Source organism: Flavobacterium sp. GT3P67, assembly GCF_004349155.1.
Classification (GTDB): Bacteria; Bacteroidota; Bacteroidia; order Flavobacteriales; family Flavobacteriaceae; genus Flavobacterium; species Flavobacterium ranwuense.
In genome coordinates this window covers 197,281-210,430 of record NZ_SMLF01000002.1, presented here as the reverse complement: position 1 = coordinate 210,430, position 13,150 = coordinate 197,281, and the positions used below count along the sequence as shown (strand labels likewise).

9 protein-coding genes are annotated in these 13,150 nt (G+C 33.4%); 2 read left to right on the top strand and 7 right to left on the bottom strand.

Annotation, left to right across the window (positions count from 1 at the left end; genetic code table 11):
* Nucleotides 1–381: 381 nt before the first annotated feature.
* The gene (locus tag E0H99_RS05460; protein WP_131992131.1) at nt 382–1,833 is read left to right on the top strand and encodes an amino acid permease; all 1,452 of its coding nucleotides are present in this window, start codon (nt 382–384) and stop codon (nt 1,831–1,833) included.
* Between the two features lie 74 nt (nt 1,834–1,907).
* Here the strand turns inward: E0H99_RS05460 and E0H99_RS05455 are convergent, their stop codons facing one another.
* Nucleotides 1,908–2,135 (bottom strand): PspC domain-containing protein, encoded by a 228-nt coding sequence (locus E0H99_RS05455; RefSeq protein ID WP_131992129.1) that lies wholly within the window; start codon nt 2,133–2,135, stop codon nt 1,908–1,910.
* A gap of 64 nt (nt 2,136–2,199) precedes the next feature.
* Complete coding sequence (locus E0H99_RS05450; RefSeq protein ID WP_131992126.1) at nt 2,200–3,471, bottom strand: DUF2851 family protein; 1,272 nt, start codon at nt 3,469–3,471, stop codon at nt 2,200–2,202.
* Nucleotides 3,472–3,608: 137 nt separating this feature from the next.
* Between E0H99_RS05450 and E0H99_RS05445 the strand changes: the two genes are divergently transcribed.
* The gene (locus E0H99_RS05445) at nt 3,609–5,282 is read left to right on the top strand and encodes a GLPGLI family protein (protein WP_131992123.1); all 1,674 of its coding nucleotides are present in this window, start codon (nt 3,609–3,611) and stop codon (nt 5,280–5,282) included.
* A 42-nt stretch (nt 5,283–5,324) separates the two neighbouring features.
* Here E0H99_RS05445 and E0H99_RS05440 read toward each other — a convergent pair whose 3' ends face one another.
* The 5 genes from E0H99_RS05440 to E0H99_RS05420 form a co-directional block, all read right to left on the bottom strand.
* Nucleotides 5,325–5,807 (bottom strand): 3'-5' exonuclease, encoded by a 483-nt coding sequence (locus tag E0H99_RS05440; RefSeq protein ID WP_131992120.1) that lies wholly within the window; start codon nt 5,805–5,807, stop codon nt 5,325–5,327.
* Between the two features lie 265 nt (nt 5,808–6,072).
* Nucleotides 6,073–7,434, bottom strand: coding sequence for a pyridoxal-phosphate dependent enzyme (locus E0H99_RS05435; RefSeq protein ID WP_131992117.1), 1,362 nt, complete (start codon nt 7,432–7,434; stop codon nt 6,073–6,075).
* 205 nt (nt 7,435–7,639) lie between these two features.
* A complete protein-coding gene (locus E0H99_RS05430; protein WP_131992114.1) occupies nt 7,640–9,595 on the bottom strand; it encodes a putative porin in 1,956 nt (651 codons plus the stop codon).
* Between the two features lie 126 nt (nt 9,596–9,721).
* Nucleotides 9,722–11,587: a S8 family serine peptidase gene (locus E0H99_RS05425; protein ID WP_131992111.1), complete on the bottom strand. Its 1,866-nt coding sequence runs from the start codon at nt 11,585–11,587 to the stop codon at nt 9,722–9,724.
* A 120-nt stretch (nt 11,588–11,707) separates the two neighbouring features.
* On the bottom strand, nt 11,708–13,114 hold the full coding sequence (locus E0H99_RS05420; RefSeq protein ID WP_165930257.1) for a RagB/SusD family nutrient uptake outer membrane protein: 1,407 nt from the start codon (nt 13,112–13,114) through the stop codon (nt 11,708–11,710).
* Between the last annotated feature and the right edge of the window lie 36 nt (nt 13,115–13,150).

Below are 13,150 nucleotides of genomic sequence, written 5' to 3'. Positions count from 1 at the left end.
TGAACTGTAAAACAATAATGATTGCAAATAACAAAAACACACCCGTCCTTTGATCCCGTGTGAACTTAAAATAAGTGTAAATCGTTTTAAAACTCATTTGACAATTCTGGGTTAGTAAATTTATATAAGAATCCTAAATTTATAAATTAAAATCAAGATGTATCCCTTTCTAAAGAAAAACATTCGAAAAAAGTAAAATTTATGATGCCAAAAACAAAGCAACATATCTATTAAACACACTCCAAAAAAGTTTTCCCATAGATTAAACCCTAATAAAAACGATTAAATTAATTTTTTAGAACTTAAAATTCAATTATTGTTTTTATTTTTTATAAAAAACTATACATTTGGAGCTTAATAACAAACAAAACCATATAACCCATGTCAATTTGGAAAACTAAACCACTGTCGGTACTGCTAAATGAAGCATCAGAATCCGAAAAAGGATTAAAAAGGACTTTGTCTTCACGTTCATTAGTAGCACTTGGAGTTGGAGCAATTATTGGAGCAGGATTATTCTCATTAACAGGTATTGCTGCCGCAGAACATGCCGGCCCAGCAGTTACACTTTCATTTATTTTAGCCGCTGTAGGATGTGCTTTTGCGGGACTTTGCTATGCTGAGTTCGCATCAATGATACCCGTAGCAGGTAGTGCTTACACGTACTCTTATGCTACTATGGGAGAATTTATGGCTTGGATTATCGGTTGGGATTTAGTTCTTGAATACGCATTAGGAGCCGCTACAGTAGGTGTAAGTTGGTCTCGCTATTTACTCGAATTATTAAACAAATACGGAATACATCTTCCACATGATTTAATATGTTCTCCCTGGGAAACATTAAAATTAAGTGACGGAACTATTATAGAGGGAGGAATCATTAATCTTCCTGCTATTTTTATCGTTTCAATGCTATCATTATTATTGATAAGAGGAACTAAAGAATCTGCATCTATAAATAACTTTCTTGTTGTAGTAAAAGTAATAGTAGTTATTATGTTTATCGTTTTAGGCTGGAGCTTTATTGACACTGCAAATTACACGCCTTACATTCCTGAAAATACAGGAGTTTTTGGAGAGTTTGGATGGTCAGGAATTGCTGCAGGAGCTGGAACTGTATTCTTTGCTTTCATTGGTTTTGACGCTGTTTCTACAGCTGCTCAAGAAGCAAAAAATCCACAAAAAGGGATGCCAATTGGTATTTTAGGATCTCTTGTTATTTGTACTATTTTATATGTATTGTTTGCACATGTAATGACAGGTCTTGTTCCTTACAATGAATTTGCAGGCGATGCTAAACCAGCAGCAACTGCATTTGCAAGAACTGGATATACATTTTTACAAACCGGATTAATCGTAGCTATTTTAGCGGGTTATACTTCAGTAATGCTTGTAATGTTAATGGGACAAAGTCGTGTTTTCTACACGATGAGTAAAGATGGTCTATTGCCTTCTTTCTTTAGTGATATTCACGCAAAATTCAGAACACCATGGAAAACAAATATTTTCTTTATGGTATTTGTGAGTCTTTTTGCAGGTTTTGTACCAGTAAGTGATTTAGGTCACATGGTAAGTATTGGAACATTATTAGCCTTTGTTTTAGTATGTATTGGAGTATTGGTAATGCGTAAAAAAATGCCAGATGCACCAAGATCTTTCCGTACTCCTTGGGTACCATTTGTACCAATTGCAGGAATCCTAATCTGTTTGGCCTTGATGTATTCATTGCCAAATGAAAGCTGGGCGAGACTTGTAGTATGGATGGCATTAGGTGTTGTTATCTATTTTATCTATGGAAAGAAAAACAGTAAATTAAACAATCCAGATAAATAGAATTTTATCATAAATAGAAAAGGGATTATAAAGTGCTTAAATACTTTATAATCCCTTTTTTCATTTACAGTTATTTACAAATCAAAAACCGAACTTCGTTTGGCCCGAATTAAATCCTTCAAACGAATCCAAAAAGCCAAGGTCAAATACACCCCAAACCCCAATCCAGCCGTAACAAACGATATATAGATAAAAAACAACCGCACGCTTGTTACTCGCATCCCTAATTTATCTGCCAGACGTGAAGACACATGGAAACCGTGTTTTTCAAAAAAATATTTGAGTTTTATTACTGTTCTCATTTTAGTCATGGATTATGAGCAAAATTACGAATTTTTCGAATAAACCAATAACCGAATTAACGAATCAACATTTTTTCATTAATTCTGTACCTATAGCACATTCTAAACACTTACTTTTATTGCAATATTCATTCTTGAGTTGCAACAAAGATTGTGTTTCAAAAGCATTTTTTGATTGTATTCCAAAAGAAGTAAATTTTTCTACAATGGCATTTTTCTCTGCAGCAACTTCATTTAACAAACAGATTAAATCCTCCGAAATTTCTTTCCCTTGACTTTTTGCAAAAGCAAATTGAATCGGAATTATGGTGTTTACTACAATTAAATCAATGAAAGATTTAGAGAGCGTTTTATTTTTCTTCGGACTTTCTTTATCAAACTGATAATGGTTTTGCCAATATTCAGAAGCAGTAATTTGAAACAATTCGTAAGTGCTTTTTAATGAATTTAAACTGCTTATTTTCGAAAATAAGTTCTGCTGACTGTGGTATAAATTAGCTAATTGTGACAATCGTATTGTTGGGAAATTATCAGGACGATGCTTGAAAAACTGAACTGGTTCTATACAAATTTTCTCTATTTGATACTTATGCAACAAATAGAAATACCTAAATTTTAAGTCCTTGAAATAGTTGTCCTCTTTTTCAGAATCCAATAATCCAGCAGCTCCAAAAATCAAAGCTTCCAAGTTTTCGACTTCAAAACTTTCCTTTCTAATTATTGAAAAAGGAATAGATTGCGCGATTTTATAAAAGATTTCTCCGTTTGTGTTTAAACCAAAATTTTTAGCTAACAAGCAGAACAAAACTCCTTCCCAATCTTGATTGCTTTGTTCCAATAAATCAAATATAGATTGAGATTTTCTTTCCAACCGTTCAAAAAACAAACGCTCTTGCCAGTTTCGCAATATAAATACGTCAACTTCTTTCAACTGTTTTTCACAAAAAATCCATGATTTTGGAGCCATTAAAGACCGGTAATTTTCAAAAGTCGCTTTTTCAACGTATTTTTTTAATTCTAAAACTGGAACTTCAGAATTATCACTTCTAAAAACCGCCATGTCATGCTCCCAAACCACGTGCAAAATTACATTTTCATACCCTTTATCCTTTTCGTGATGATGCACATACCAATCAGAAGATTTAAGATGAATTTCAACGTTTCCAGCCCATTTTTGAGTACCAATAACGATCTGACCATTAAAAAAATCAGGCCCTGCCAATCCAAGATATTGGCCCGCATTAACAATTGTGATTTCCTCATTATTGAAAATTTTTAAATTCAAAGTATCAAATTTCTTAAACTTCCAGAGGTAATGGAGAAAATCTTCTTTCATTTTTTTAAATTTCAAGATAAGATACTAAAGTAATGAAAATTATCACGCCGAAATACATCGAGATAGCCTGAAAAAAAATAACCTCAAATAAATCCTAACCTAATTTTTTTATATTTGCTCTTTTAACTCCCATTACTATGAAAAACCACTTCATTTTATTATTTGTTTTCTGTTTTGTCTTTTCAACTCTAGCCCAAAAAAATGTCAAATCAATAAAAGTAACCTATCTCAAAAGTTCAAACGGTAAACTTATTGAAAACCAAGACCCGATTTTCGTTTTTGCTACCGGCAAAACCAGTTTAATCACTTCGGAGAAAATAACCTTAGAAAAAGCCAATTTCCCTATTGAACAATTTTTCGTGGATTCTCAATCAAAATCCATTGCACAATTCGCACAATTTAAAAACGGAAAGTCGATACTAAACATTGACAGTTTGGCTTTAGGAAAACAAACTTTTGTACTTACGGATGACACCAAAAAAATACTGGGTTACACCTGCAAAAAAGCCAAAACTACGGTAAATTCTAACTTGATTGAATTATGGTACACCAATGAATTGAATATAAAAGGCGCCCCAACTGTCTTAGGACATGATTTGGGTTTGGTTCTTGAAATGGTCCGCAACGGAAATTTTAAAGTTACAGCCACCAAAATAGAACAATTAAAGTCTGTTCCAGCTCTCCTAGCATTGCCAAATCCTTTGCCTAAAACGGTAGACCAATTAACCTATAAGGATTTAATCTGGAAAAGTCGTTTTACCAATATTGCTGTTTTCGAAAAAGAAATTATCAACTTTTCGGATGCATCCAAATCCAATGACAGCATCTTGCGATTTGCGAATGGAACCATAATTCTTAAAAAAGTAAAAATCCCGGAAATCAAAAAAGGAAATCGCATTTTTGTCGATGTAACGGAACAATCCAATGGTGATGCTTATGACAGAACCGGTTCCGTGTTTTTAATTCCTACGGACAAAAACATTTCTTTTCTTGATGGTTTGAAAAATGGAGCCAAAGAATTGCCTGTTTACGAAAATGGAAATGGCGAAAAATACCAAGGTGTGGTTCGAACTCAAAATTATGCTCCGCTACTAGAATTGATGCGCTTTTTTACTCCTTTTGGCGTAAAGCAATTCAACACTCTTCAATTGAAAAACAAAGTCTGGCAAGACAGCGTTTCTTACCGTCAGGATATTTCTGAAATGCTTCCTGCTTTGAGCAATCAAGAAGTTTGGATTGGTATGAACATTGGTAATTACGACAAAGGCGGACACAAAGCCAGCCTGAATATTACCATTCATCCCGGAGAAGATAACAAAGAAAACATGTGGTTATTGCCTGTTTTCAATACTAATAATGTCATGGAAATGGCTGGTCAGCAATACGCAACCATGTTTAACAACGAAAAAGGATTGGAAGTGACTTTTGAAGTTCCTGAAGGGTACAAAAATTTCAAATTGCGATACATCACCACCGGTCACGGAGGCTGGGGAAATGGGGATGAGTTTGTTCCCAAGAAAAACACCATTCTAGTTGACTCTAAAGAAGTTTTTGCTTTCACACCTTGGCGAACAGATTGTGGTTCTTATCGATTGAGTAATCCCGCATCGGGAAATTTCAGCGACGGATTATCCTCATCCGATTTAAGTCGTTCCAACTGGTGTCCTGGAACAGTAACTAATCCAATTTATATTGATTTAGGAAATCTTTCACCCGGAAAACATACGATACAAATAAAAATCCCTCAAGGTCAATCAGAAGGAACCAGCTTTAGCTCTTGGAATGTCTCTGGCTGTTTAATCGGAGAATAAATAATGATATTCGGATTTGTACCAAATAAAGAAACAGCTAATTTATCTCAACAAATACAATTTGGCACAAGCCCGAGCATCAGATAATGCTTCGTGGTGGTTTAGTTTAATATTCATTTCCCGGCAACAATCACTTAATTTTGTTGGTTTTAATCCTTTGGATTTGTAAATTTTAACGGTACATTCCCAACGCGAAGCGATATTCAGATCAGCATAATCCAAACCATAAAGCGCCATTGATTTGGCCAGAACATTTCTATCAAAACTCTCATTATGAGCCACAATTACTCTATTTTGAAGGCGTTTTTGTATTTCAGGATACACTTGTGCAAATGATTTTGCATGAACCGTATCTCGTGGATATATCCCATGTACTTGAATGGTAAAGGGAGAATATAAATTATTTGGAGGCTTAATTAAACTAACAAATTCATCTACAATTATTCCGTTTTCTACGGTAACAATTCCCACAGAACATGGATGGAATGCGGTTGCGGTTTCAAAATCTATAGCGGTGAAGGTCAATTTGATTTCAGATTTAGGATTAACGATTTTTGATTTCAGATTTACAAAAATACTATCAATTATACAAGTTCAAAGCATTCAACAACTTTCTTTTCATTTCTTCTTGTAAACTTTTGGGTTCTAAAACTTTTACTTCTGCACTGATGAAGAGCAATTACAGATTCCTCAAGTTTTGCAAAATCAAAGTACTTAATCTAAAAAACCTACAAGGTTAAAAAAAACCTTGCAGGAGTATATAGTATAAAAATAAATTTGTACTTAAATCTTACTTTATCGACCCAATAATATCATATTTGGTAATAATGTGGTGTCTCCCATTTCCTAAATCAATGAGTACCGCTTCATTTTCTTTGGTAAATAATTTAGAAACTTTTTCTATTGGCGTACCTAATTTCACAATCGGATAGGGTTGCCCCATGATTTCTCTAATAGGTCTTTCTGCTGAATTTTTGTCATGCACATAACTTTGGAACAAGTCACTTTCATCAACAGAACCAACGAATCCCGTAACATCAATAACCGGAATTTGAGAAATTTTGTATTTACGCATTCTTTCGATAGCGTGTGAAACTAATTCTTCCGTACGAACTACAATCAATGGTTTATCGATATGGTCTTTGATAACGTCTTCTGCTTTTGTAATTTCTTCGTCCAGAAAACCGCGTTCGCGCATCCAATCGTCATTGTACATTTTACCTACATAACGACTTCCAGAATCGTGAAATAATACCACAACAACATCTTCCGGTTTAAAATGCTCTTTGAGTTGCAACAATCCTTTTACGGCTGCACCTGCTGAATTCCCAACAAATATTCCTTCTTCAAGTGCTATTTTACGGGTATAAACGGCGGCGTCTTTATCCGTTACTTTTGTGAATCCATCTATTAAAGAGAAATCAACATTTTTTGGCAATATGTCTTCACCGATTCCTTCAGTGATATAGGAATAGATTTCATTTTCATCGAAAATACCTGTTTCATGGTATTTTTTAAACACAGAACCATAGGTATCAATTCCCCAGATTTTAATATTCGGATTTTTCTCTTTCAAATATTTCCCAACTCCTGAAATTGTTCCTCCAGTACCAACTCCAGAAACAAAATGTGTAATTTTACCTCCCGTTTGCTCCCAAATTTCTGGACCCGTTTGCTCGTAATGTGCAATCGCATTTGAAGGATTATCGTATTGATTCACATACCAGGAATTAGATGTTTCTTCCGCTAATCTTTTGGAAACTGAATAATACGATCGTGGATCTGTAGGCTCTACATCAGTAGGACAAACTACCACTTTAGCACCTACTGCACGAAGGATGTCCATCTTTTCTTTGGACTGTTTATCTGAAATCACACAAATCAGCTTGTAGCCTTTTATGATGGCTACCAATGCCAATCCCATTCCTGTATTACCTGAAGTTCCTTCAATAATGGTTCCGCCCGGTTTTAATCTTCCATCAGCTTCGGCATCTTCAATCATTTTTACTGCCATTCTATCCTTTACAGAATTTCCTGGGTTGAAAGTTTCCACCTTAGCAAGTACCAAAGCATCTACTTCTGCAGTTACTTTATTCAGTTTTACCAAGGGTGTATTTCCTATTGTGCCTAATATATTTTCTGCGTAGCGCATTTTTCGTGAATTTAAGATTGTGATTTGTTGTAAATACTGGTGCAAAGATAGTATTTTGTTATAAAATATTCTTGTTTACGGAATTTTGCGTTCGTGATAAAAGCGGCATCCTTTACTTGCTTCCTTTAAGCGAGTAAAGATATAGCGGATAGCACGATAAAACGCCCAAAAAAGAGCATTTAAAGCCTAAACTATTTGTCGCAAATTAATTAAAGAAGTTCCAAATTAAACCGAATCGAATGGTGAAATCACGCGATGGATTATTTGGTGAAGCATAAAAATTATTACCAGTAAGAGAAGAGTTAAAATGCTCTGCTTTGAAATAAATCCGGGTTCTTTGGATTTTTGCGTTTATAAAAAAATCAAAATTTGGATGGTTTCCAATTTGTTTTTCGTTTTGCACAAAAAACTCTCCAATAACCGGATTATAATCGTTTGCATAATAGGTCGTAAAATAATTTAGCACTATTCCTGTTTGCAAAAACAAAGCACGTTTGAATAAATAATTGGAATAATAAAATGTGTTTCTTGTGACAATTTCCGGAACATTTAAAATTGCATCTTGTTGATCCACTTTTTGATATAGAATGGTGTTATCTAAAGCAAATTTTCCGAATTTTAATTCTCTACTTACTTTTACAGACAAGTAATTTATTGTCCCATCATACTGTGACGGCGCCACTATTTGTGTTTTTGCCAGTGTTTGTTCAGAATTTGACACATTATTAAAATACAGATGATCTTTTAAAACCGAAAATTGCAGTTCCGCATCAACCCATGGAGTAATCGCATTAGCACTAATTGAATTTATTTTTTCGTTCTTAAAATCATTTGACCAGTTGTATTGCACATAGCTACTCTGATGCAAATTATAATTATTATTTGGCAGTTTGTTTATGTTTTGGTACCGAAATGAGAATTGTGTTTCATCATTAAGATCATATTCTAATTTAGCATCTAGATTTGATAACGATTGTGCCGTTACAGCTCTTGAGTATAAAAATTTACCATTCCATTTACTTTGTCGGTATTCATATTGACCACCAACACTATTAATTTCCTGACTGAATGAGCTAGGAATTGTTTTATCATCAAAAATTAATATCTGATTGTAATGATAATTCGATCTAAAATCATCTGCAAAAAATTGAAATTTTCCTAAAGTGGTGTTCTCATAAACTAGCCCTACTCTATTGTACATTTTGTTATAACGGGTTTGATCATTTATCCCGCTGTCCTGGAATGAATCTCCAAAACGATATACTGTCTCAGTACCAACGATAGATGGAACAGTAGCCTGGTTGTATTCAAAAAATTTATTTTCATAATTGAACTGATGGGTTAAATACAGGTTATTATCACCCTTTTCTGAATTTATTCTAAAATTATGATCCAGAAATATTCTTTTTCCTTTTAGAAATGACTTCGCGTCTGAAAAATAAACTTCAAATCTTTGGCGATTATTATAGTTGGGATCTTCACTTTCAAAATCTTCTATTGTTGTTATCCCTCCATTTTCCTCATTCAGAATATCTTGAAAAGTATAATGTGCTTTAGCAAAATAGCGCTTACTTTTGGTATTATAATTTGTAGTAAATCTAAAATTACCTGTACTGGATAACTGATTAATATATTCTCCTTCAGAACGCAACCCTTTGTATGCAATAGAAAAATTAAGATTCTCAGAAGTATTCAAGGTTATAAATGCATCTACAGATTGTCCTTTTCCAACAGTAGTTTTAAAATATAATTCGGTTACAGGAGTAGCTACAGAACTGTATTTTATTTGATTAGCCTCTAAAAAATTGAAATGTTTTGCTTTAAAACCAAATTCTGGATAGGGTGAAAAATCAGTCAAACTATACTGCAACGTATTATAGGTTTGTCCATCATTTGCAAAAGGTAAAAGTCCAAAAATATCTTTTCGCAAATAATTGTGACTGTATTCTTTTTGAATGGTAAGAGAGGTATCAATGTAAGTTGTATCGTTATCGATTGTAATAAATCGATACATGTCAATGGTGGCGATTTTTTCATTTTTCTTTTTAATAGAATCAGAACTATTGTACTTACTATTAAAATCTAAAATCTTTCTTGTTTTTTCTTGAGAAAGTACTATAAATGGAATTGCTATAAAATAGAATAAAAATAATTTTCTCATTGACAAATAATCTAATTAACCGATTGGAAACAAATTTATCAAGCAAAGGTAAATTATAAAAACCTATAAATAAAAAAACATCCAATGGAATTGGATGTTTTTTTATAATATGAAAAATCATACCCTCTATTTTTTTACAAACTTTAAGTTGATCGTTTTATCCGCGCTAGTAAATTTAATAAAATACATCCCAGAAGTCAAATCAGAAACTTTTATATTATTTTTTTGATCGTATTTAAAACTACGAATCACTTTACCTGTTAAATCATAAATCGCAATATCAGTTGGTGAGAAGGCGATTGGTAAATCAAAAAACAGAATTTCTTGAGTAGGATTAGGATACAATTTAATAGCATCATTTATTTCAAAATCAGAAGAAGTTAAATTCAAACTATCAAATCCCTCTCCTATCAGAGAAAAATCTTGAGTACTGCCAGACAAAGTTCCCTTATTTGTTACTTGAATTGTATAAGTTCCAACAGGAGCATTTTCAATAAATACTTTCTCTATGTTATCAACATTATTGTCAGAATTTTGAGTAGCTGCTATGTTTAGAGATGTAGGATCTAATTTCCATGGATAATAAATTTTACCACTATTATCGATTACTTTTAGATCTAAATTATTAACTAAATTTGTGGCTCTATTGTCTTCAGTTATAGGAGTAACTACAGCTCCAAAACCAACAGGATCAGTCCAAGCTATTGAAATCCCTAACGATCGTATACTAGAAACAGTAACTTGTTTAGTAAAGACGACCTTGTCATTCAATGTTGTTTCTAAAATTAATGAAGATTTACCGTTCGAACTTATCAATTTTGCCGCTTCTTTACCATTAGCTAAACCCCAACCATATTCATAATCTGGTCCTTTTGAAACACCTGCTTCATCCGCTGTGTGACATAATAACCCCCTGACAGTGGCTGCCTTCATAAATACATTATATAAATTATTATAATGCTGTTGCAACAATACTATTAATCCAGTAATTGCAGGAGCTGCCATTGAAGTACCACTTAAAGTCTCATATGTCGTATCTGTCAAAAAATTACAAGAATATACTCCAACACCTTTAGCGCTAATATCTGGTTTTATTCGTCCGTCATCAGTTGGGCCATAATTACTAAATGAACTCATTGTAATACTTGAAGGACCAGTGTACGATGGAACAGAATTTACAGCTGCTACTACAATAGTGTTTTTAGAAACTGCGCTCCCGGTAAGCATGTCAAAACCACCTTTAGCATTTATTTGTGGATGCGAACTATTTCTTGAATTTCCTGCTGCAATAACAATTTGATAATAAGGGAATACTTCAGAAATTTTATCAAAATCAGCTGAAGTTTGATCATAATAACCAAATCTAGAAGCCTGAAAAGAATTTGAAATACCATAACCGTATGAATGATTTGATACTAAATATCCTTCAGCTCCAAAAGTTGTCATTTCTTCAACATCACTATCCCAAAAATAAGTTTTTGCATTAGCTTGATAAGCAAAACCTCTTGCTCTAGCAACAAAACCTTTAGCACAAATGGTACCCGTAACATGCGTAGAATGAGCACTAAAAGAAGATGCCCCATCACCGAATTGTATCTTTGATCCTGATAATTCCTGATGTGTTTCCCTAACTTTTCCCCCGTCCCAAACTCCAGCAGTAATACCAGAACCAGTTAGATTAAGTCCTAAATCACCATTTGGCTGTAAAGAATTTGCACGAATAGTTACTATAGACTCATCATTTTCAATAGTATAAAAAAAGGGCAGACCATCATAAATACGTTGAAGAGAATTCGTCTCTACATCTATCAACCTATACTTAAGTTTATAGGCTTTTATTTTATTTTTTTGTTCTTTTTGAGATTCTATTAAATGAACTATAAAATTATTAATCTTTTCTTTGTTGTAAGATTGTTTAATCTTATTACGTTCTTGTAGATTTTGAGCTATGGATAGTTGAAATATAAATATACAAAATAATATTTTTTTCATTTTACAAAAATTAGTAATTAATTTAGATGATGAAGTGGTTTTAACAATCAATACAAAAATAAAAAACCTCCCAAATGATTAAAAAAGGGAGGTTGTATTAAATTGTTCGTATTTACTTAACTAGTAACCTGGATTTTGTTGTAAGTTACTATTCAAATCTCTTTCAGATTGTGGAATAGGAAGTTGCCATAAGAAGTTACCTGCAGGAATAGTCAAAGCGTTAGTTTCTACTTTTTGACCCGTTCCATCTGCTAAATCTCCTTCGACAGCATTTCTTACCATTGATAAACCTAGTCTTTTTAGTGTAAAGAAACGGTCCATTTCAAATGCTAACTCTAACCTTCTTTCTAAAAGAATAGCATTTAACAATGCCACACCTGTCTCACCTCCACTAACAAACGGTAAATATCTTTGAGAACGTACCGCATTTAGGAAAGCTAAACCACCACCATTAATTCTGTACTGTGCTTCAGCCATATTTAAATATACTTCCTCTAAACGTATAACTTTAATATCTACAATAGCAGGGTTTCCTGTTAATCTACCGTCGTACTTAATTACGTGATTCTGCATTTTACCGTTGTAAGCACTAGTTTTCATGTAAGCAGCTTTTCTAATATCAGTAGTACTGAACAAGTCAGCGAAACTTTTAGGAACTACATACTCTGAACGAATACCACCAGTTACAGTTTGAGAAAAAACAACTCCAGGAGTAACTCCATCAACTTGATCAATTCTCAATTTGAATAAAACTCCAGAAGAGTTTGCGTCATCCCATAAACCAACCATGTTAGCTCTAGGGCAAACAGTATTTCCAGCTATAGCAAGATTACCGTAAGTAATTACATTTGGATAATCCCCAAGGTATAAATATACTCTAGATAATAAAGCGTACACAGAAGCCTTAGTTGCTTTACCTTGAGCCAAAGTGTTAGTTGCACCTATTTTGTCCTTAGCAATTAATAAATCAGCTAAAATTTTTCCATAAGTATCTGCAACAGTTGGTCTACTGTTTTTAGCAAAAGGATCAACTGTATCTAGATAATACATTCCTAAAGAAGCATTAGCATCTGCTGATTGAGTAGGAATCTTAGAATAGATTCTAACTAGATCAAACATGTTTAACGCTCTAATAAAACGTGCTTGGCCTTCGATATTATCTCTAACTGCATCCTGAGGAACCACATCTAGGTTATTAATTACTCTGCTTGCAGCAACAGCAGCTCTGTTAGCACTGTTAAAGTAATCAAAGTGAGTACTATTAGGTACTGAAAGCAATCTAAAACCATTAGCGTTAGATTGACGTCCTTCTTGATTCAGTATCAAGTTGTCTGTCATGATCTCTGAATCGATTACAAATTCAGATCCGTAACCGCCAGCACCACCAGCCTTAATCATGTATGCATAAGCACCGGTAACTGCATTTTCAAAATCACCTATATTACGCAATACAATAGATTCACTAACCGCATTGTATGGCGCGAAGGTTATATCTTTATCATCGCAAGAATTCAATGCGATGGACAAAGCAAAAAGGTATATTATTTTTTTCATAATTCTTTA